Genomic DNA, 19,194 nt, shown 5'->3' with positions numbered 1-19,194 from the left:
ATTTCAATTCTTGAAATGAATTATACAAGATAAAAGGCACCTTACAGATGTATCAGGAGTCTTGGCATGAACTCATTTTTCAGCGTAGTGGCACTGGCGGCAGTGGCGGTTATCGCGGGCGCTTTGGTGCCGTTTCAAGCAGGTAGCAACGCCGAATTGGGCCGAGCGCTGGGCCATCCTCTTTGGGCGACACTGGTCTCTCTGATGGTGAGTATTCTGGTCGTTATCCCCATTGCGCTGGCGATGCAGGCAGCGCCTCCTGTTCTGGGGGCTACCAGGCACCTTCCCGCTTGGGCATGGCTGGGCGGCGTGGCAGGCGCTATCTATGTGACGTCGGCGCTGATACTGGTGCCGCGAGTGGGAGCCACCAGCTTCATGGTGTGTGTGATTGCAGGGCAGTTGATCGCATCGCAGCTGCTGGATTACCACGGCTGGATGAACTTGCCTGTCAGAGAGCTCAGCATGGGGCGTGTGTTGGGAGTGGCGCTGGTATTGGCGGGCATGGTGACGGTGCTGTGGTTCTCACCGACCCATACACCACCTCGACAAAGTGCTGGACAGGTGGTGACGGGCAACGTTTCCTCATGAAGCGGCTAGGCATTTTGGTTAACCTTATCCATCCAATAGGTCCACCCAATAGCGCTCGAACAGTCAAGGAGCGGCATCATGAACGGAGTAACGCTGCGTACAGCTCACGATCATGAGTTGGGGGCGCTGGTAGCCATCGACGATGATGCGGGCCAGCTGTTCGTTCGTGCTGGGCTCGACATCGATATCGAGCAGGGGCATCCTTTTGTTGTATCGGAACAGCAGCGGTGGGCTCTTGCCATTGAACGCGGGCTTGCCTTGGTGGCCGCTGACACTGGCAATAGGCCTGTCGGCTTCATGATCCTCGGTGGCGTTGATGGAGAGCCTTATCTGGATCAACTTTCCGTACGCACGGGCCATATGCATCAAGGGATAGGTAGCATGCTGGTTCATCACGCTATTTCATGGAGCGGTCATCGGCCCCTCTGGCTTACCACCTATGCGCATTTGCCCTGGAATAAGCCCTTCTACGAGAAACATGGTTTTGTGAAGCACCCGGAAGAAGAGTGCGGTGCAGAGCTCTGCGCTATCTTGCGAGAACAGCGCGCAGCGCTTCCCGACCCGATGCAGCGGATTGTAATGGTGCGCCGTTGCCCGTAGTGTCAGGCAACCTACCCATGTCGAACGAACGCCTTCTTTTTTCAGGAGCCTATGGATAATCGGCATATCGTGATATTCGATGGTGTGTGCAACTTCTGCAACGGCGCGGTGAATTTCATCATCCAGCGAGATCCAGAGGGCGTCTTTGCCTTCACCCCGATGCAGAGTGAGTTGGCCCAGGAGCTGACGGAGCGCTTCGACGTTCCTGATGTGGGCACGGACACCCTGGTGCTGATCAAGAAGGGTGAGTGTTATGTGCTCTCGGATGCTGCCCTTGAGATCGCCAAAGACCTGAAAGGGCCTTGGCGGCTGTGCTATGTATTCAAGAGGGTGCCCAGGCCGATCAGGGACGCGGCTTATAAACTATTCGCGCGGCATCGCTATCGGCTCTTTGGTAAGAAAAATGCCTGTATGGTGCCGTCAGCAGAGGTGAAGTCGCGGTTTGTGGGGGTTGATACCTGATTCGTGAGGCGGGTGTATTCAGTCAGGTGATGGTGAGGCGTGGGTTGCTTACCTTTTCTCTCGGTGGCGCGGCCTCGCGGGTGCCTCGCTAATCGCTCGTTACCACGCGCTACTGTCGTTTGATATCGCGGTAGAAGTTTTCGTGTGAGCCCAGTGCCATCAGCTCAAGCACAAGAACACCCTCATGGAAGCTATAACCCAGGAGGGGCAGTTGCTTGTTCATTTTGAACTTGTGTACTCGCAGGAAAGCCAGGTCGCCTTTCTTCTGTTCTCCCATATAGGGGTCGGCCATTAACTGCCTGATGACGGAGTCCAGGTCTTTTTTTTGATTTGGCTTGAGTTTTTTGACCGCTTTCTTGAAGGAAGGCGTTTGTAATACGCTGGTAGCGCTAATCAAAATCGTAGGCCTCCAGCTTTCCAGCATCACGTTCTGCCTGTGCGATGATGGCTTGGCGGACAAAGTCGTAGGGCAAATCGGGGTTGTCTTCCATCATCTCGCCGATTTTTGCCCAGTGTTCTATTTGCTTGGGTGTTGTACGGTGTAAAGCCCTTGCCATGATGGCCGCTTTATCCACCAGTTCTTTATCTAAGCGTATGCTTGCAGTAGACATCAGTCACTCCTGTCGTTGGACTTAAAAAACTGTAGCGTGACGCTACACCAGTAGCAAACTGCTGCGTACTGGCTTGACCAGACGTTCACATTTTCAAGAGGTCAATCATGCCCACCACCGCCATCGTTCTTGGTGCCACTGGCGCCATTGGCCAGCACCTCGTGACGCAGCTTTCCCAGCGCGATGAGGTGGAGAGCGTCATTGTCTTGACCCGCCGCGAGCTGGATATTGCCCGTGAATTTCCCCACGCGAACGCTTCCAGGCTTCAGCCTGTGCTGTTGGATTTCGAACAACTGGAAGCTGAGGTTGCCGAACGGGTGCCCGCTGGTGCCATGGCGTTTGTAGCGCTGGGCACCACGAAAAAGCAGGCAGGGAGTAAAGCGGCGTTTCGTCGCGTGGATCATGGGTTGGTGCTGGCGTTTGCCCGTGCCTGCAAAGCGGCGGGGGTGAGCCGGTTGGCCGTGGTGACGACGCACGGTGCCAATGCTCGCTCGTCGATATTTTATAACCGCGTGAAAGGCAAAGTGGAGCGGGATATTCAGGCGCTGGGGTTGCCCTGTGTGTTCTTTGCTCGGCCTTCGCTGTTATTGGGGCGGCCGCAGGATGGGCGCTTGGCAGAGACGTGGGCGAGCGCGGTGCTGGCGCCCGCAGCAGGCTGGATGCCCGCCTCCGTGAGGCCCATTGATGTCCGCTAGGTGGCTACTGCCATGACGGTGGCGGCTCTGGGGGAGGCTCCGGGAGCCACGTCGCGGGTGTTGTCGAATGCTGATATGCACCGCTGTAGTGCGGCTGTGGGGCAAGGGGCTAGTGGCTAGTGGCTAGTGCCAGGGTCGATGTGGATGCTGTGTGATGCCTGAAGCCGTGCTTGCAAAGGAGCAGCGACGCTATCCAGAAAATGCCGAACACGGGGCGACAGTAAGCGGCTGTGGGGAAACACGAACTGCACGGGCAGGGCGGGTGCGCTGTAATGTGAAAGCACGCGTACCAGGGTGCCGCTCTCCAGGTCTTCCTGCGCCTGGTAGCTGAGAACACGACAAATGCCTAATCCGTCGCGGGCAGCCGCCAGGCTGGCATCTATCTGGTTGGCACTCACCACCGGGTTGACGCGTTGCTCCCAGCGCTCTCCTTCTACTTGCAACACCCAGACATCGCCCGCGGGCGCAAAGCAGATAGTGGGCCAGTCTGCCAGCTGCGACGGGTGTTCGGGTTCGCCATGCTGAGCGAGGAAAGCGGGGCTGGCGCAGAGCACGTAAGGGGTTTCACCAACAGGGCGCGCCACCAAGGAGCTGTCGGCGAGGTGGCCGATGCGTAGCGCCAAGTCGAAGCCTTCTTCAATGACATCCACCACTCGGTCCATCAAGGCGAGTTCTACGCGCATGGTGGGGTTCTGCTTCAGCCACTGGTTGATGAGCGGGGCTAGGTGCAGGCGGCCAAACATCACCGGAGCCGTCACCGCGAGCTTGCCTGAAGGAACACCGCGACGATGTTCCAGCTGTGCTTCGAAGGCCTGAATTTGTGAAGTGATTTGGCGGGCATGCTCCAGATATTCCTGGCCTTCCAGTGTGAGCGCTATGTGCCGCGTGCTTCGGTTGAGCAGGCGAACGCCAAGCTGCTTTTCAATATTGGCCAGGGTACGCACCACAGCGGGGGGAGATTTACCCAGTGCCTCGGCGGCGGCGGAGAGGCTGCCGTGTTCCGCGATGGCGATAAAGGTCGCCATGGCCTTGAGCTTATCCATCAGCGGGCACCTTCGAAGGGGATGATTTGTGCAAAAAGCTGAATGATCCTGACAGCCTGACACCATTTATCGAGCATACAGAATAACGTCTACTGGGGGCCTCATCCACCAGGAGTGTGCCATGCAGCAGCCCCAGGCAATACGCCAATTCGATCATGTCGGTATCCGAGTCAGCGACCGAGAGGAAGCCGTCGCCTTTTATGAGCGGCTGGGTTTCAAGGAAGTGCGGCGCTTTGAAAAGTACGAAGCCAATGAGATGGAAACCACCGATGGTGTGAGAATCAATCTGATCTACAACGCGACCCGCTTGCCTCATCAACGCAACGTGCTACTGGACGAGCCGATCAAGCTGCCAGGCGTCACCCACCCGGCCTTCGTGGTGGATGACCTTTACGCGTTGCGCGAGTGGCTGATCGCTGTAGGTATTCCCATCACGGAAGACATACACCCGCTTGGCCCACGCCGCATCACGCTATTCATCCGCGACCCGGACCGCAACGTGCTGGAGTTCAACCAGCTGTTGCCCTCGCCAACCCTAACCACACCCCATTGACCAGGTGACACGATGACACTCTACGATCTTGACGTATCAGGTAATTGTTACAAAGTGCGCTTGCTGGCAGCCTTGGCAGGTATCGAGCTGAATTTGGTGTCGGTTGACCTTGCCCATGGCGAACACAAGCAGCCGCCGTATATCGACACCGCTCCTTGGGGGCAGGTGCCGTTTCTGGAGGACGGCGAGGTCAGGTTGCGAGATTCTCAAGCCATTCTGGTTTATCTGGCGCGCAAGTATGCGGGGCACCAGTGGTGGCCCGATGGTGCAGCCCAGCAGGGTGACGTCATGCAGTGGCTCTCCACCGCCGCCAATGAGATTCATGCAGGCCCCAATGCGGCTCGGCTGATCGACAAGTTCGATGCCGCGCTGGACAGGCCCCGCGCGTTGGAGATCAGCCACCAGGTGCTTGCACTGCTGGAGCAACACCTCACCCAGCATGCCTGGCTGGCCATAGGCCGTCCTACCATTGCAGAGTGTGCGATGTATCCCTACGTTGCGTTGAGTGAAGAGGGAGGAATTTCATTGGCGGAGTATCCTGCCATTCAAGCGTGGTTGATGCGCGTACGACACCTGCCGGGATATATCGGTATGCCGGGAGTGCCTGACGCATAACGGGGCTGGCGCCATGGGGAAGTGAGCGCTTTCCCATGGCTGATTAAGAGAACAGCAACTTAGGTCGTATTCTAACATTGTCGCAACTAAGCACATTGGTCACATGATTTGTAAGAGAAATATGATTATCTCGCGCTATTGAGCACAATACTTGTCTCAACGGCAGCTTCCCTGTGGTGCCGTCGCCCAAGGCAGACTTAACGCAAAACATGTACTATCAATTCAATTAGTGATGATTGTCAGTTTCAAATTTTGTTCTTTAGATACGAGGGTTTTTTATTTTTTTAAATATTTATTTTTAGTTTTATATATGTGTTTACGCAACTACTTTTTCTTTCACTGCAATATGCATTTTAATTTGATATTTTGTTTTTTTTAGTATATCATTCAAGGCTTTGGTTTTTGTCATCTGAATGGTATAGATTTTGCTTCATGAAAAATATATTTAGCGTTCTTAGGTTTTTGCTGGTCGGAGGGGCGGCAACAGCTATCCATTTGGTTGTAGCATTCATTTTATTTGCGGCATTTTCGGATATTAATGTCTATTTAGTGAATGTGATAGCTTTTCTAGTGGCTTTTCTTTTTTCATATTTTGGGCACAGGTTTTTTACTTTTCGGAAATATGGGAGTTTCTATCTTTTTTTGATGGTTGCTCTGTCTGGTTTCTTTATTAATAATTTCATATTATTTGTTCTTTCGGCTGTAGGGGTTTTTGGTTTTGTTGCTTTATGTTTTTCTACATTGAGTGCTGCGGTTTTTACTTATTTTCTGTCGAGATTTTTTGTGTTTAAATAAGTATAGAATTCTACGCTGTGGGAGGCGGTATGCTGGTTTCTTTGCTAGTCCCTGTTTATAATGAAGAAGAGTCAATAGAAAAGTTTTTGGATGTCATTGATAGTGACCTGGATGGGCTTGATTGTGACCTGGAGATCATTTTTATCGATGATGGGTCCGTAGATAAAACCATGAATGTCATTAAAAAGTCCATGTCTAAAGACTCGCGTGTCAGATATATAAAGTTATCGCGTAATTTCGGTAAAGAAGCTGCGATGACAGCTGGACTTGACTATGCGCTTGGTGATGCAGTAGTGCCAATTGACGTTGATCTACAAGACCCACCTGCTCTGATACACCAATTTGTCCACTTGTGGAAACAAGGTTATGACACGGTATATGGGATGCGAGCTTCTAGAATTGATGATGGGCGCAGGAAGCGTGCTTCAGCAGGGCTTTTTTATAAGATTTTCAATAGGTTGTCAAATACAGCAATTCCCTCGAACGCAGGCGATTACCGACTGATGAGTCGGCGCGTAGTTGAAGTCATTAAAAAAATGCCTGAACGGAATCGCTTCATGAAAGGTGTTTTTGCTTGGCCTGGGTACTCTTCTGTAGGTGTTGAGTATGATCGGCCAGCTCGCTTTGCTGGCAAAACCAAGTGGAATTATTGGAAGCTATGGAATTTTGCTTTAGATGGGTTGACTGGATTCTCTACTTGGCCTTTAAGAGTGTGGTCTTACGTTGGAGGTGTAATCGCATTAATTAGTTTGCTGTATATGCTGTATATAATATTGCGCACCTTGATTATGGGTGTTGATTGGCCGGGCTACGCTTCTTTAATGTCAGCTGTGCTATTCTTTGGTTCTGTCCAGTTGATATCAATTGGTGTGCTTGGAGAATATATAGGCAGGTTGTATGTTGAGGTAAAGGGCAGGCCGGTTTACGTGGTGGAGAGTTCGTCTGATGAAGGGAAATGAAGAAATGCATTTTGAACGCTTTGACAAGCGAAATCTGCTGATATTTGTACCTTGTCTGTTGTTTGCTATGCCAATTATATTCTCTGGTGTTTTTTATAGAGATGATTACTGGAGAGTCGTTACGGGAGAAAATTTCTGGGGCTGGGCTGGTAGGCAAGGAGCTGACCAAATTGCACATGTGCTGTCACTTAGCAAATTCCATGTGGATTCTTATCCCTTGGGCTACATTCTTTCAATTGTATTTATATGCTATGTGCTATTTATTATTTCGAAGCATTATGCAATAAAAAAAGATTATGCGATTTTGTCTTTGTCTTTTCTATTTGTCAGCCCTTTCTTTTTGCAAAATTTAGCCTATCGTTTTGACGCGCCTCAAATGGTACTAGGCGTGGCTCTCTCCATTTTGGCTTTTTATAGATCCAATGGGAAGTCTGCCAATACTATGGTTTCGGCATTGTTATTGGTATTGGCTTTGTGTCTTTATCAACCGGTTGTTAATATTTTTCTTGGGCTTGTAGCGGCGAATTTTTGTTTCTTGATTAAAAAATTTTATCGAGATAGATTCGTAATGTATGTATGGGATGTGGCTGTTTTTGTTTTAGGCTATGTTCTTTATTATTTTTTTCAGGTTTTAATAAATGGCGGGGTGGCAAGAAGTGGTACTGTGAATTCAACAGAACTTTTGGGTTCATTGATGGACGTATTTGTATATGTATACGAAATTTCAGCCTCGCTTTTTGTGGGGTATTCATTGTATTTCTATGGGTTGTTTTTTCTGCTATCTATTTTTTGCATGTTTTTACTGTATTGGGATTTTGTTAAAAGTCATTTGTCAGTGAGAAAGAAAGTGCTGGCTTCTTTGGTTTTGTTAAGCATGCCTGTACTATTGTTTTTCTCGGCGACTGGCCCCTCTTTTGTTTTGGAAGAAGGTGTTACTGATGTAAGGGTGCTGGTTGGGTTTGCATCGGTTTTTATGTTTTTTGCAATTCCTATACTTAAAAAAATGCCATTCCATATGTCGACAGTAGTGGCTCTTCTACCTGTTTATATAGCGATTGTGCTGTCTTTTCAATTTGCAAATGCTACTAAAGCGCAAAGAATTTTTGAGGATAGGATTTTGTCCAATGTCTCATATGATCTAAGCTTTTCTGATACTGATTTTGGGGATGTTTATGTTGCAGGCGTAATGCCTACTGCTCCTATGGCAAAAGTGATTGTTGAAAAGCAGCCGTTTATAGATTTTATTCTAAGTCCAATGGCTTCATGGATTTCAGGTCCAGCACTTTTTGGTCAAGGTAATGAAAATGTTAAGATAAGTTGGGAGCTTATTGGGCAAGATTTGGTTGATGATATTTGTTTGAACGTGGAAAGCCCCCAAATTGAAAGAAAGTTTTATTCTATTTACAACTATGAAGGACGTTCGATTGTCTATGTTGGGGAAGAGGACTTGCTATGTGATGAAAGTTAATCGTTTTTAATGTGTGTCATTTTTTTGGTGGTGAAATGAAAGAAGCGTAGCTGGCGCGTGCATAAAAATATTAAAAGGAGGCATTAGAATATTACGTGATTGACCAGTCTGCTCATGGGTCTTGGGCATTCTCCAGCGCTTCGATCATCCTGCGGGCAGCGTTGGAGAGCGTGCGGTTGTGGTGCACCAGATAACCCAGTGGGCGGTGGATGGGGTCGGTATCCACCGGTAGCTCGACCAGTTCGCTGTCGAGCATGCTTTCCGGCAGCAGGCTCCAGCCTAGCCCGACGCTGCACATCATCTTCAGGGTTTCCAGGTAGTTGGTGGACATGCTGACCGGCAGGGTCAGGCCGGCGGCCTGGAAGCGCTGGCCGATCAGGGTGTGAGTGAAGGTCTTGGCTCCAGGCATAACGCAGTTCACCTCGCACAGTTCGGCCAGGCTCAGCGTGGCCTGGGTGCGGCTGCGCTGGGCCAGCGGGTGGTCTTTGGCGCAGACGAAGCAGAGCCGGTCGCGCCAGAGTTCGACCACCTGCAGCTGCTCCACCGGGTGGGGCGCCAGGGTGACGATGGCCATTTCCAGGGTGCCATCCACCACGCCCTGATAGGCAAGCTCGGAGTCCAGGAAGTGCAGGTCGAGGGCCACTTCCGGATGGCGCTGGGTGTAGAGCTTGAGCAGCGGCGGCAGCCGGTGCAGGCCGATGTGGTGGCTGGTGGCCAGGGTGAGCTTGCCGCCCACCTGGCCGGAAAGGTTGGCCAGTGCGCGGCGGCTGTCGTCCACGGTGAACAGGATACGCTGGGCGCGGGGCAGCAGCAGGTTGCCCGCCTCGGTGAGGGTGATTTTTCGCCCGATACGGTCGAAAAGCCGCGTGCCCAGCAGCTCTTCCAGCGTGGCAATGCGCTTACTCACCGCTGGCTGCGTGAGGTGAAGCTGCTCGGCGGCCCGGGAAAAGCTTTGGGTTTGCACTACGGCAAGAAAGGCTTGCAGGCTTTGGGTATCCACGGCGGCTCCCTGGTCATCTATTCCTGTTTGGAATCTAAAGTATGAATAACATGAATTGCTTTTATGTGCGAGTCGGGTAACACTCGGGTCATCGTCCATGACGCCCGCGACAAGAGCGGCCCGTAGAAGCCGCCAACACGACTAGCAGGGCACTGCCCAGGAGAGCCACATGTCAGGTCAAACCCTTTACGACAAACTCTGGAACCAGCACTTGGTCAAGCAGCGCGATGACGGCACGGCGCTGATCTACATCGACCGCCAACTGCTCCACGAAGTGACCTCGCCACAGGCGTTTGAAGGCCTGCGTCTGGCCAACCGCAAGCCCTGGCGTCTGGATGCCAACCTGGCCACCCCCGATCACAACGTGCCCACCACGGTGAAAGAGCGTGCCGAGGGCAACAGCGGCATCAAGGACCCGGTCTCGTTGATTCAGGTGCAGACCCTGGACGACAACTGCCAGGCCTTCGGTATCGAAGAGTTCAAGATCAACGACCCCCGCCAAGGCATCGTGCACGTGGTGGGCCCCGAGCAGGGTGCCACACTGCCCGGCATGACCGTGGTGTGCGGCGACTCGCATACCGCCACCCACGGCGCCTTTGCCGCGCTGGCCCACGGTATCGGCACCTCGGAAGTGGAACACGTGCTGGCTACCCAGTGTTTGCTGGCGCAGAAGATGAAGAACATGCAGGTGCGCGTGGAAGGCGAGCTGGGCCTGGGCGTGACCGCCAAGGACGTGGTGCTGGCCATCATCGGCAAGATTGGTACCGCCGGCGGCACCGGCTATGCCATCGAGTTTGCTGGAAGCGCCATCGAATCGCTCTCCATGGAAGGCCGCATGACCGTGTGCAACATGGCCATCGAAGCGGGTGCCCGGGTGGGGCTGATTGCGGTCGATGACACCACCATCGATTACCTCGCCGAGCGCCCCTTTGCGCCCACCGCCGAGCAGTGGGAAGCCGCCGTGGCCGACTGGCGCCAGCTGGTCTCCGATGCCGATGCCCACTTCGATAAAGTGGTCACCCTGAAGGCCGAAGAGATCGAGCCTCAGGTAAGCTGGGGCACCAGCCCCGAAATGGTCACCGGTATTTCCGGTCAGGTGCCCGACCCCCAGGCCGCCGATGACGAAACCGTCCAGCGCAGCCACTCCCGCGCGCTGGAGTACATGGGCCTGCAGGCCAACCAGAAAATTACCGATATCAAGCTGGACAAGGTGTTCATCGGCTCCTGCACCAACTCGCGTATCGAAGACCTGCGTGAAGCCGCCAAGGTGGCCAAGGGCAACAAGGTAGCCGATACCATCAAGCTGGCCATGGTGGTGCCGGGTTCTGGCCTGGTGAAGCGCCAGGCGGAAGCCGAAGGCCTCGACAAGATCTTCATCGAAGCGGGCTTCGAGTGGCGCGAGCCGGGATGCTCCATGTGCTTGGCCATGAATGCCGACAAGCTGGGCGCTGGCGAGCACTGCGCCTCGACCTCCAACCGTAACTTCGAAGGTCGTCAGGGGTATGGCGGGCGTACGCACCTGGTGAGCCCGGCCATGGCCGCTGCGGCCGCCATTGCTGGCCACTTCGTCGATGTCCGTACCTTGCCCGCCAACGATGCCACCCACGCCCAGGAGGCCTGAGCCATGAAAAAGTTCGAACGTTTTGAAGGCATCGTCGCGCCTCTGGACCGTGCCAATGTCGATACCGATCTGATCATTCCGAAGCAGTTCCTGAAGTCCATCAAGCGGACCGGCTTTGGCGTGAACCTGTTCGATGAGCTGCGCTACCTGGACGAAGGCCAACCCGGTCAGGACTGCTCCCAGCGCCCGCTGAATCCGGATTTCGTGCTGAACCAGCCGCGCTTCAAAGGCGCCGAGGTACTGCTGGCACGGCGTAACTTTGGCTGCGGCAGCTCCCGCGAGCACGCGCCCTGGGCGCTGGAAGATTTTGGCTTCAAGGTAGTGATTGCCCCTAGCTTTGCCGATATCTTCTACAACAACGCGTTCAAGAACGGCATCCTGCTGGTGACACTGGCCGAAGAGCAGGTAGATCGTCTGTTTACCGAGGTGGATGCCAACGAAGGCTACCAGCTGGACGTCGACCTGGAGCACCAGCGCGTGATCACGCCCAGCGGCGAGATTCTGGAATTCGAGGTCGATGAATTCCGCAAGCACTGCCTGCTGAACGGCCTGGACGATATCGGCATTACCCTGCAAGACGAAGAGGCCATTCGCAGCTTCGAAGCGCAGCATCGTCAGCAGCGCCCGTGGCTGTTCCGTCAGCCCGCGTAAGTCTTCCATTTTTTGTGCTAAGGATTGAGCATGACTCATAAGGTGTTACTGCTGCCCGGTGATGGTATCGGCCCGGAAATTGCCGCCCAGGCGGCGCGTTTGTTGAAAGCCTGCCAGGACGCTGGTCTGGACATCGACGTGGAAGAGGGCCTGGTGGGCGGCTCGGCCTACGACGTACACGGCGAGCCGCTGCCCGCCGAAACGTTGGAAAAAGCCAAGGCTGCCAGCGCGATTCTGCTGGGTGCCGTGGGCGGCCCCAAATGGGACAAGATCGAAGACCTCTCCAAGCGTCCTGAGAAAGGCTTGCTGGGCCTGCGCAAGAACCTGGGCCTGTTTGGCAACCTGCGTCCGGCCATGCTCTACCCGCAGCTGGCCAGCGCTTCCAGCTTGAAGCCCGAGCTGGTGGCCGGGCTGGATATCATGATCGTGCGTGAACTCACCGGCGGCATCTACTTCGGCCAGCCCCGGGGTATCGAAGTGCGCGACGGCGAGCGGGTCGGCTTCAATACCTATATCTACTCTGAAAGCGAAATCGAGCGCATTGGCCGTGTCGCCTTCGAGATGGCCCAGAAGCGCGGCAAGAAGCTCTGCTCGGTGGACAAGGCCAACGTGCTGGAAGTGACGATTCTGTGGCGTGAGGTCATGGAGCGGCTGGCACCGGAATACCCGGATGTAGAGCTGTCACACATGTACGTGGACAACGCCGCCATGCAGCTGGTGCGTGCACCGAAGCAGTTCGATGTGGTGGTCACCGGCAACATGTTTGGCGACATTCTCTCCGATGCCGCCGCCATGCTGACCGGCTCCATCGGCATGCTGCCTTCTGCATCGCTCAACGAGAGCGGGCAGGGCATGTACGAGCCTTGCCACGGCAGCGCGCCGGACATCGCAGGCCAGAACGTCGCCAACCCGCTGGCCATGATGCTCTCGGTGGCCATGATGCTGCGCTACTCGCTCAATGAGCCCGCCATGGCCGAGCGCATTGAAGCGGCAGTGGGCAGCGTGCTGGACGACGGCCTGCGCACGGCGGATATCGCTTCCGAAGGCACCCGTCGGGTCTCCACGGTGGAGATGGGCGATGCGGTGCTGGCGGCCTTTGCACAACGCTCAGCCTAAGGCTTGCAAAAAGAGCATGGGCAAAAAGGAAGCCTGCTAATGGGTTGATTCGCTTCGACTCGTCGCAAAGCAACCAACGTCGGCTGCCCCAAGGGGTGGCCGACGTCGTGTCGGATATTTGTGTATAATACTTATCTCATTCTTGGTTGGAGGACTTCACATGTTGAAAGTCGGTTTCGTGGGATGGCGTGGCATGGTGGGCTCTGTGCTGATGCAGCGCATGCAGGAAGATGGTGATTTCAACGGTATCGAGCCGATCTTTTTCACCACTTCTCAAGTTGGCCAGCCCGGCCCCGACATCGGCGTGGACGTGCCTCCGCTGAAAGATGCGTTTGCACTGGATGACCTGAAAGCGCTGGACGTGATCATCACCTGCCAGGGCGGTGACTACACCAAGAAGGTCTACGGCGACCTGCGCAGCGGTGGTTGGCAAGGCTACTGGATCGATGCCGCCAGCACCCTGCGGATGGAAGACGAAGCCACCATCATCCTCGACCCGGTGAACCGCAAGGTCATCGATGCGCAACTGGCGAAAGGTGCCAAAACCTTCGTGGGCGGCAACTGCACCGTCAGCCTGATGCTGATGGGTCTGGGCGGCCTGTTCGAGGCCGATATGGTCGAGTGGATGACCTCCATGACCTATCAGGCGGCGTCCGGCTCCGGTGCCAAGCACATGCGCGAGCTGCTCAACCAGATGGGCCACCTGCGTGATAGCGTGGCCAGCGAATTGGCCGACCCGGCCAGCGCCATTCTGGATATCGACCGCAAGGTCACTGCGGCCATGCGTGGCGGCGACTTCCCCACGGAAAACTTCACTGCGCCGCTGGCGGGCAGCCTGCTGCCGTGGATCGACACCAAGCTGGAGAGCGGCCAGAGCCGCGAAGAGTGGAAGGGCAGCGTCGAGACCAACAAGATTCTGGGTCTGCAGAACAACCCGATTCCCATCGATGGGCTTTGCGTGCGCATCGGTGCCATGCGTTCCCACAGTCAGGCGTTCACCATCAAGCTGAAGCAGGATGTACCGCTGGACGAGATCGAAGAGCGCATTGCCAAGCACAACGAGTGGGTTCGCCTGATTCCCAACGACAAGGAAGCCACCGTGGCAGGCCTGACCCCGGCAGCAGCCACGGGCACGCTGCAAGTGCCGGTAGGTCGGCTGCGCAAGCTGAACATGGGCGGTGAATACCTCTCGGCCTTCAGCGTGGGCGACCAGCTGCTGTGGGGGGCCGCCGAGCCGCTCAAGCGCATGCTGAAGATCCTGCGCGAGCAGTAATCCAGCGCCGGTCGTCAGGTAAACCAGTGGGAAGCTGTTCGCAGCTTCCCATTTTTTTGCCTGTCAGGCGTGTCGAGGGTGCATTGGCCCAAGCGGCATGTTAAATACGTTATGATAAAAACGAATTAAGTCATTGTGATGGGTGAACGTCTCGGCACAATGTAACGCAGGGAATCGCAGGCAGTAGGGGCCGTAATGAAAAACAAGCTGGCATGGTTGTCATGGCTGCCGCTAGGTGCGGTAAGCCCGTTGGCGCTGGCCGTGGGGCTGGGGCAGGTGACGGTCAACTCACCGCTGCAGGCACCGCTGAATGCCTCCGCACCCATCGTGGATGTCTCCGAGGCTGCGCTGGGCGAGTTACGGGTGGAGGTCGCTGACGAAGCGGCCTTTACCGCCCAGGGGCTGGAGTGGACCCCGCTGGCGGCCAGCGTGCGCGCCGAGATTGAGCGCCTGCCCGGCGGTGCTCGGGTGGTGCTGCGCACCGAGCAGGCGGTGCTGGAACCCTGGCTGGATCTGCTGTTGACCATCAGCGGCCCCGATGGGCGTAGCGCCGAGGCGTTCACGCTACTGTTCGACCTGCCGGAGAGCGCCGCCAGTGCGCCGGTGGCGGCACCGGCCAGCAATGTCAGCCTGTCCGCGACGGCTGCACAAGCCCCGCCACAGGCAGTCTCTTCTTCGCCATCGCCATCGTCCGCATCCGTGGCCAGTGCGGCCCAGGCGCCTGGCGGAACGGCCTATGTGGCCAGCGGTGATTCACTGTGGGGCGTGGCGGCGCGGGTCAAGCCCGCCGAGGTCAGCGTCCAGCAGATGATGCTGGCCCTGGTCGAAGCCAACCCGTCGGCGTTTCCTTCCGGTAACCCGGATGAACTTCTCGCCGGGCAAACCCTGGTAGTGCCAGGTCGCGAGCAAATCATGGCACGTAGCCCCAGCCAGGCATCCCAGGCGGTGCAGGCCATGCGGCAAACGGCGGCGGCGCCCGCGCCTGCGTCAACCCCTGCGGCGAGCGAACCCGAGGCCACGGCGGCGGCGCCATCGTCAGGCGAGGAGCCGGTGCTGGCCGACGAGGCGCTGGCCGCGAGCGAGCAGTTGCCGCAGGGCGCGCCAGAAGGCCCATTGGCCGAGGGTAATGCCGAGGGCGATACAGAGGGCGAGACAGAGAGCGAGCTGGCAGGGCTGACCCTCAACGACCTGGCAGAACAGCTGCGCGAAAGCCAGGCCATGCTGCAAACCGTCCTCGAAGAGCGTGATCTGATGCGGGCGGAAATGGCCGCGCTGCGTCAGGAGGTGGCCTCGTTGACGGAGGCGCTACAGGCGTCTCAACAGGAAACCCAGCGTGCCCTGGCCGCCGCAGAAGCCATGGCGGCCAGCGCGGGTCAGGCGGCTGGTGCGCGAGCGTCTGGGCCGGGGGGGATCGCACGGCTGGAGGCCTATCAATGGCCGCTGGCCAGTGCCGCCCTGGCGCTGTTGCTGGGGGCACTGGTGTGGTCACGCAAACGCCGCGAGCGCCAGTGGGAGGACGTGCCAGCGCCCGCTGCTGCCGTGGAAACGTCCCCACGGCGCGCCGAGCCAGTCATGGAAAGCACCGGCACCGCTGGCGCGCCTCTGGCGGAGCCGCCCCTTGCCGAACCACCGCCTTTCGATATCCCGAAAGCGCCGCCGCAGGTAGCCGAGCGCTATGAGCAGGTGTCTGCTGCTGACGAGCCGGTGACCGACGAGCTTGCTGTCCAAGAGCCTGTTGCTCAAGAGCCTGGTGAGCATAGCCCCTTGGAGGAGCCATCTTCGCAAGCCAGCTCCCCGGAGTGGAGTTCAAGCGAGGAAGAGGTCGAATCCGCTGTCGATGAAGATGAAGCCGCCCTGGAAGCGGCTTTCCTGGACACCCCCGAGCCCGTCGAAGAGCCAGCGCCGCGGCCGCCGCTGGCGCTGGAAGAGCCAACGCTCGTCGAGCCGACGCCCGCCGGAGTGAATCAGACCGCGCCCGACGCTTTGCCGGAACGGGAGGAGGATGCTGCGGAGCCGTCGACGCCCCAGGCGCCTGCGCAACCGGTGCCGGACGATCATCGGGCGCACTATATCGATTATCATCCGCCCTCGCTGCAGGCCAACGAGCCAGACGAGGCCGAGACTTCCTTGTCAGGAAAAACGGACGCGCCACCGCTGCGCACCCGCTATACCCCCGAAGAGGAGTGGGAAATCGAAGAGGTGGCATTCGAGCCGCGACGTCGGGATAATAGCGACTCTTCCAAATCCTCCAAATGACGTGGCTTGATGACGCTGTTCTACCACTTTGATGAAACACAACCGCTGGCTGGCCGACTGGCCATGGGCGTCGAATATGACGGCACACGTTTTTGTGGCTTTCAGCGCCTGAAGCATGCCGCCTCCGTGCAACAGGCCATCGAAGATGCGCTGGGCAAGGTGGCGGGGGCGCCCGTGCATATCTACGCCAGCGGCCGTACCGATTCCGGTGTGCACGCCACGCGCCAAGTGATTCACTTCGACCCGCCGGTACAGCGCACTGAAAAAGCGTGGATCTTCGGCTCCAATACCAATCTGCCCCGAGACGTGGCGGTGCGTTGGGTGAAGCCGGTATCCGACGATTTTCATTCGCGCCTTGGCGCGCTGGCACGCCGTTACCGCTACATCTTTCTGAATCAGATCAGCCGCCCGGTCATGGAGCGCCACAACGTCACCTGGTGTCGCGACCCGCTGGATGCCGATGCCATGCATCGTGCGGCCCAGGTGCTGGTGGGCGAGCACGATTTCAGCAGCTTCCGCGCGGCGGGCTGCCAGTCGAAATCCCCCTGGCGCCAGATGCACTTCGTCGAAGTGAAGCGTTACGGCCCGCTGGTGGTGATCGATATCCAAGGCAATGCCTTCCTGCATCACATGATCCGTAACATTGCCGGAGCGCTGGCCAGCGTTGGCCGGGGGGCGCAGGACGAAGGGCATATCGCCCGCCTGCTGGCGATGAAGAATCGCCAGAAGGGCGATGTCACGGCGCCTGCCTGCGGCCTGCATTTCGTCGACTCCCTCTACGACGAACGTTTCGAGATTCCCAAGGAGCCGCTGGGGCCCAATCTGCTGGCCTTCACCGGCGAGTGGACCGGCGAGCGGGCGCTGCCGGAGACGCCCAGAGTGGCCGCCCGGCGCCAGCTCACCTTTACCCAGCAAGCCAGCCCTGAACAGCAGGAGAGCGCCTCATGACCGCACCTGGTCGCACGCGTATCAAGTTTTGTGGCTTTACTCGCCACGAGGACGTGGCCCAGGCCGTGGCGCTGGGGGTCGATGCGCTGGGGTTCGTCATGTGGCCCAGGAGCGCGCGGGGTATCGACCCTGATGCGTTGGCGGCGCTGGCAGCACCGGTACCGGCTTTCGTGACGCGGGTGGGGCTGTTCGTCAACCCTGACGTGGCGCTGGTGGAGGCGTGTTTGCCGCACCTGGATTTGATCCAGTTCCACGGTGACGAGCCCGCCGACTTCTGCGCCCAGTTCGATCGCCCCTGGATCAAGGCGCTGCGCATGCGTGACGACCTTGACCTGCATCAGGCAGCGCAGCAGTACGCGGCCGCCCAGGCACTGCTGCTGGACGCCTACCGACCGGGCGTGCCTGGTGGAACCGGAGAAACCTTCGACTGGTCTAGAATCCCCGCAGCCCTGCAAAAACCTGTTATTCTGGCGGGTGGGCTGACGGTCGAGAACATTGCCGCCGCGGTGGCGCAGGTGGCTCCCTATGCGGTTGATGTATCAGGGGGAATCGAAGCCGCCCCAGGCCAAAAGGATGCTCGGCGAATGGCCGACTTCGTGGCTCAGGTCGGGCGGGCCGATCAGCGCTGACGAGGGGCGTGAAACCCTTCTTCCGCCTTTACGTATTCATTCATCTTTGCCTTTCTGGCGATCCTGTGAGGTATGCCTGTGACAGTCTCAGCAACTGAAACCAAGTTCAGCGACCTGACCCGAATGCCGGATGCCCGTGGTCACTTTGGCCCCTATGGCGGCCGGTTCGTGTCGGAAACCCTGAGTTACGCTCTTGAAGAGCTGGAGCAGACCTACTTCAGCCTGCGCGACGACCCGGCCTTTCAGGCGGAGTTCGACCGCGACCTGGCGCACTATGTGGGTCGCCCCTCGCCGCTGTATCACGCCGAGCGCTGGTCCAACTCACTGGGTGGCGCACAAATCTGGTTGAAGCGCGAAGACCTCAACCATACCGGTGCCCACAAGGTGAACAACACCATCGGTCAGGCGCTGCTGGCCAAGAAGACCGGCAAGCCTCGGGTCATCGCTGAAACCGGCGCGGGTCAGCACGGTGTGGCCACGGCCACGGTTGCTGCGCGGCTGGGGCTGGAGTGCGATGTCTACATGGGCGCCGCCGATGTCCAGCGCCAGAAGCTGAACGTGTACCGCATGCGGCTGCTGGGCGCGCGGGTCATTCCGGTGGAGTCCGGCACCCGCACGCTCAAGGACGCCATGAACGAGGCGTTGCGTGACTGGGTCACCAACGTGGACAACACCTTCTACATCATCGGTACCGTGGCCGGGCCGCATCCGTACCCGCTGCTGGTGCGCGATTTCAACGCCGTGGTGGGGCGTGAGGCGCGCCGCCAGTCGCTGGAGCAGATCGGCCGCTTGCCGGATGCGCTGGTAGCATGCGTGGGCGGTGGCTCCAATGCCATTGGCCTGTTCTACCCGTTCGTCGAAGATGACGCCGTGGCCATGTACGGTGTCGAGGCAGGGGGCGACGGGGTGGAAACCGGCCGCCACGCCGCGCCGCTGTCTTCCAATGCACCGCGTGGCGTACTGCACGGCAACCGCACCTACCTGATGTCCGATGAAGCGGGTCAGGTGATGGATACTCACTCCATCTCCGCAGGCCTCGATTATCCTGGCGTTGGCCCCGAGCACGCGCTGTGGAAAGACGCCGGTCGCGTGCAGTATGTGGCCGCCAACGACCAGCAGGTGCTGGAAGCGTTCCGCGAGCTGACCCGCATGGAGGGCATCATGCCTGCGCTGGAGTCTGCCCATGCCTTGGCCCATGCCAAAGTGCTGGCGCCCACCATGCGGCCTGATCAGCATATCGTGGTGAACCTTTCAGGGCGTGGTGACAAGGACATCATGACCGTGGCTAACATCGACGGCATCGAGTTTTAA

General features: G+C 57.5%; 21 protein-coding genes. 17 read left to right on the top strand and 4 right to left on the bottom strand.

Annotated elements, in window-relative coordinates; translation table 11 throughout:
• The first annotated feature begins 66 nt into the window (after positions 1 to 66).
• The 3 genes from LG409_RS10020 to LG409_RS10010 all read left to right on the top strand — a co-directional run bounded on the left by LG409_RS10020 (position 67) and on the right by LG409_RS10010 (position 1,650).
• A complete protein-coding gene (locus tag LG409_RS10020; protein WP_227406575.1) occupies positions 67 to 588 on the top strand; it encodes a DMT family transporter in 522 nt (173 codons plus the stop codon).
• Positions 589 to 666: 78 nt separating this feature from the next.
• Positions 667 to 1,188 carry a GNAT family N-acetyltransferase gene (locus tag LG409_RS10015; protein ID WP_084123792.1) on the top strand — a complete coding sequence of 174 codons (522 nt, stop codon included), beginning with the start codon at positions 667 to 669 and terminating at the stop codon, positions 1,186 to 1,188.
• A gap of 51 nt (positions 1,189 to 1,239) precedes the next feature.
• Complete coding sequence (locus LG409_RS10010; RefSeq protein WP_039179873.1) at positions 1,240 to 1,650, top strand: thiol-disulfide oxidoreductase DCC family protein; 411 nt, start codon at positions 1,240 to 1,242, stop codon at positions 1,648 to 1,650.
• A gap of 109 nt (positions 1,651 to 1,759) precedes the next feature.
• Here the strand turns inward: LG409_RS10010 and LG409_RS10005 are convergent, their stop codons facing one another.
• Together LG409_RS10005 and LG409_RS10000 are read right to left on the bottom strand one after the other, a co-directional pair.
• Positions 1,760 to 2,047, bottom strand: coding sequence for a type II toxin-antitoxin system RelE/ParE family toxin (locus LG409_RS10005; RefSeq protein ID WP_039179876.1), 288 nt, complete (start codon positions 2,045 to 2,047; stop codon positions 1,760 to 1,762).
• Positions 2,040 to 2,261, bottom strand: coding sequence for a TA system antitoxin ParD family protein (locus LG409_RS10000; RefSeq protein WP_016914058.1), 222 nt, complete (start codon positions 2,259 to 2,261; stop codon positions 2,040 to 2,042). The genes LG409_RS10005 and LG409_RS10000 overlap by 8 nt, the downstream gene beginning before the upstream one ends.
• Before the next feature lie 107 nt (positions 2,262 to 2,368).
• On the opposite strand from LG409_RS10000, the gene LG409_RS09995 reads away from it, so the two are divergent.
• Entirely contained in the window at positions 2,369 to 2,956 is a 588-nt protein-coding gene (locus LG409_RS09995) for an NAD(P)H-binding protein (RefSeq protein WP_227406574.1), read from the top strand.
• Between the two features lie 116 nt (positions 2,957 to 3,072).
• On the opposite strand, the gene LG409_RS09990 is transcribed toward LG409_RS09995, so the two are convergent.
• A complete protein-coding gene (locus tag LG409_RS09990; protein ID WP_227406573.1) occupies positions 3,073 to 3,999 on the bottom strand; it encodes a LysR family transcriptional regulator in 927 nt (308 codons plus the stop codon).
• 121 nt (positions 4,000 to 4,120) lie between these two features.
• Here LG409_RS09990 and LG409_RS09985 point away from each other — a divergent pair, with 121 nt between their 5' ends.
• The 5 genes from LG409_RS09985 to LG409_RS09965 all read left to right on the top strand — a co-directional run bounded on the left by LG409_RS09985 (position 4,121) and on the right by LG409_RS09965 (position 8,389).
• Positions 4,121 to 4,552: a VOC family protein gene (locus LG409_RS09985; RefSeq protein ID WP_227406572.1), complete on the top strand. Its 432-nt coding sequence runs from the start codon at positions 4,121 to 4,123 to the stop codon at positions 4,550 to 4,552.
• 12 nt (positions 4,553 to 4,564) lie between these two features.
• Positions 4,565 to 5,167 (top strand): glutathione S-transferase family protein, encoded by a 603-nt coding sequence (locus LG409_RS09980; protein ID WP_227406571.1) that lies wholly within the window; start codon positions 4,565 to 4,567, stop codon positions 5,165 to 5,167.
• Positions 5,168 to 5,599: 432 nt separating this feature from the next.
• Complete coding sequence (locus LG409_RS09975) at positions 5,600 to 5,962, top strand: GtrA family protein (protein WP_227406570.1); 363 nt, start codon at positions 5,600 to 5,602, stop codon at positions 5,960 to 5,962.
• Positions 5,963 to 5,991: 29 nt separating this feature from the next.
• A complete protein-coding gene (locus LG409_RS09970) occupies positions 5,992 to 6,921 on the top strand; it encodes a glycosyltransferase family 2 protein (RefSeq protein ID WP_227406569.1) in 930 nt (309 codons plus the stop codon).
• Entirely contained in the window at positions 6,908 to 8,389 is a 1,482-nt protein-coding gene (locus LG409_RS09965) for a glucosyltransferase domain-containing protein (protein WP_227406568.1), read from the top strand. Before LG409_RS09970 ends, LG409_RS09965 begins: the two co-directional genes overlap by 14 nt.
• Before the next feature lie 112 nt (positions 8,390 to 8,501).
• Here LG409_RS09965 and LG409_RS09960 read toward each other — a convergent pair whose 3' ends face one another.
• Entirely contained in the window at positions 8,502 to 9,389 is an 888-nt protein-coding gene (locus tag LG409_RS09960) for a LysR family transcriptional regulator (RefSeq protein ID WP_227406567.1), read from the bottom strand.
• 169 nt (positions 9,390 to 9,558) lie between these two features.
• On the opposite strand from LG409_RS09960, the gene leuC reads away from it, so the two are divergent.
• The 8 genes from leuC to trpB all read left to right on the top strand — a co-directional run bounded on the left by leuC (position 9,559) and on the right by trpB (position 19,194).
• Positions 9,559 to 11,010: a 3-isopropylmalate dehydratase large subunit gene (leuC, locus tag LG409_RS09955; RefSeq protein ID WP_081138978.1), complete on the top strand. Its 1,452-nt coding sequence runs from the start codon at positions 9,559 to 9,561 to the stop codon at positions 11,008 to 11,010.
• 3 nt (positions 11,011 to 11,013) lie between these two features.
• Positions 11,014 to 11,661, top strand: coding sequence for a 3-isopropylmalate dehydratase small subunit (leuD, locus tag LG409_RS09950; protein ID WP_227406566.1), 648 nt, complete (start codon positions 11,014 to 11,016; stop codon positions 11,659 to 11,661).
• A gap of 30 nt (positions 11,662 to 11,691) precedes the next feature.
• Positions 11,692 to 12,777, top strand: coding sequence for a 3-isopropylmalate dehydrogenase (gene leuB / locus LG409_RS09945; RefSeq protein WP_039179899.1), 1,086 nt, complete (start codon positions 11,692 to 11,694; stop codon positions 12,775 to 12,777).
• A gap of 160 nt (positions 12,778 to 12,937) precedes the next feature.
• Positions 12,938 to 14,050: an aspartate-semialdehyde dehydrogenase gene (gene asd / locus LG409_RS09940; RefSeq protein WP_039179900.1), complete on the top strand. Its 1,113-nt coding sequence runs from the start codon at positions 12,938 to 12,940 to the stop codon at positions 14,048 to 14,050.
• A gap of 195 nt (positions 14,051 to 14,245) precedes the next feature.
• On the top strand, positions 14,246 to 16,306 hold the full coding sequence (locus tag LG409_RS09935) for a FimV/HubP family polar landmark protein (RefSeq protein ID WP_227406565.1): 2,061 nt from the start codon (positions 14,246 to 14,248) through the stop codon (positions 16,304 to 16,306).
• Positions 16,307 to 16,315: 9 nt separating this feature from the next.
• Positions 16,316 to 17,254, top strand: coding sequence for a tRNA pseudouridine(38-40) synthase TruA (truA, locus tag LG409_RS09930; protein WP_039179907.1), 939 nt, complete (start codon positions 16,316 to 16,318; stop codon positions 17,252 to 17,254).
• Positions 17,251 to 17,883, top strand: a complete 633-nt coding sequence (locus tag LG409_RS09925) for a phosphoribosylanthranilate isomerase (protein ID WP_227406564.1) — start codon at positions 17,251 to 17,253, stop codon at positions 17,881 to 17,883. The genes truA and LG409_RS09925 overlap by 4 nt, the downstream gene beginning before the upstream one ends.
• Before the next feature lie 72 nt (positions 17,884 to 17,955).
• A complete protein-coding gene (trpB, locus tag LG409_RS09920; RefSeq protein ID WP_039179913.1) occupies positions 17,956 to 19,194 on the top strand; it encodes a tryptophan synthase subunit beta in 1,239 nt (412 codons plus the stop codon).

It is taken from the genome of Halomonas sp. NyZ770, from assembly GCF_020616575.1.
Taxonomy (GTDB): domain Bacteria; phylum Pseudomonadota; class Gammaproteobacteria; order Pseudomonadales; family Halomonadaceae; genus Vreelandella; species Vreelandella hamiltonii.
Note: the sequence above shows the minus strand (reverse complement) of the source record. Positions and strands in the feature narration are given on the sequence as shown.

Bases quoted from the DNA above. Each gene is read 5' to 3' on its own strand.
- LG409_RS10020 (WP_227406575.1), top strand. From the start codon at position 67: ATGAACTCATTTTTCAGCGTAGTGGCACTGGCGGCAGTGGCGGTTATC.
- LG409_RS10015 (WP_084123792.1), top strand. From the start codon at position 667: ATGAACGGAGTAACGCTGCGTACAGCTCACGATCATGAGTTGGGGGCG.
- LG409_RS10010 (WP_039179873.1), top strand. From the start codon at position 1,240: ATGGATAATCGGCATATCGTGATATTCGATGGTGTGTGCAACTTCTGC.
- LG409_RS10000 (WP_016914058.1), bottom strand. From the start codon at position 2,261: ATGTCTACTGCAAGCATACGCTTAGATAAAGAACTGGTGGATAAAGCG.
- LG409_RS09995 (WP_227406574.1), top strand. From the start codon at position 2,369: ATGCCCACCACCGCCATCGTTCTTGGTGCCACTGGCGCCATTGGCCAG.
- LG409_RS09990 (WP_227406573.1), bottom strand. From the start codon at position 3,999: ATGGATAAGCTCAAGGCCATGGCGACCTTTATCGCCATCGCGGAACAC.
- LG409_RS09985 (WP_227406572.1), top strand. From the start codon at position 4,121: ATGCAGCAGCCCCAGGCAATACGCCAATTCGATCATGTCGGTATCCGA.
- LG409_RS09980 (WP_227406571.1), top strand. From the start codon at position 4,565: ATGACACTCTACGATCTTGACGTATCAGGTAATTGTTACAAAGTGCGC.
- LG409_RS09975 (WP_227406570.1), top strand. From the start codon at position 5,600: ATGAAAAATATATTTAGCGTTCTTAGGTTTTTGCTGGTCGGAGGGGCG.
- LG409_RS09970 (WP_227406569.1), top strand. From the start codon at position 5,992: ATGCTGGTTTCTTTGCTAGTCCCTGTTTATAATGAAGAAGAGTCAATA.
- LG409_RS09965 (WP_227406568.1), top strand. From the start codon at position 6,908: ATGAAGGGAAATGAAGAAATGCATTTTGAACGCTTTGACAAGCGAAAT.
- leuC (WP_081138978.1), top strand. From the start codon at position 9,559: ATGTCAGGTCAAACCCTTTACGACAAACTCTGGAACCAGCACTTGGTC.
- leuD (WP_227406566.1), top strand. From the start codon at position 11,014: ATGAAAAAGTTCGAACGTTTTGAAGGCATCGTCGCGCCTCTGGACCGT.
- leuB (WP_039179899.1), top strand. From the start codon at position 11,692: ATGACTCATAAGGTGTTACTGCTGCCCGGTGATGGTATCGGCCCGGAA.
- asd (WP_039179900.1), top strand. From the start codon at position 12,938: ATGTTGAAAGTCGGTTTCGTGGGATGGCGTGGCATGGTGGGCTCTGTG.
- LG409_RS09935 (WP_227406565.1), top strand. From the start codon at position 14,246: ATGAAAAACAAGCTGGCATGGTTGTCATGGCTGCCGCTAGGTGCGGTA.
- truA (WP_039179907.1), top strand. From the start codon at position 16,316: ATGACGCTGTTCTACCACTTTGATGAAACACAACCGCTGGCTGGCCGA.
- LG409_RS09925 (WP_227406564.1), top strand. From the start codon at position 17,251: ATGACCGCACCTGGTCGCACGCGTATCAAGTTTTGTGGCTTTACTCGC.
- trpB (WP_039179913.1), top strand. From the start codon at position 17,956: ATGCCTGTGACAGTCTCAGCAACTGAAACCAAGTTCAGCGACCTGACC.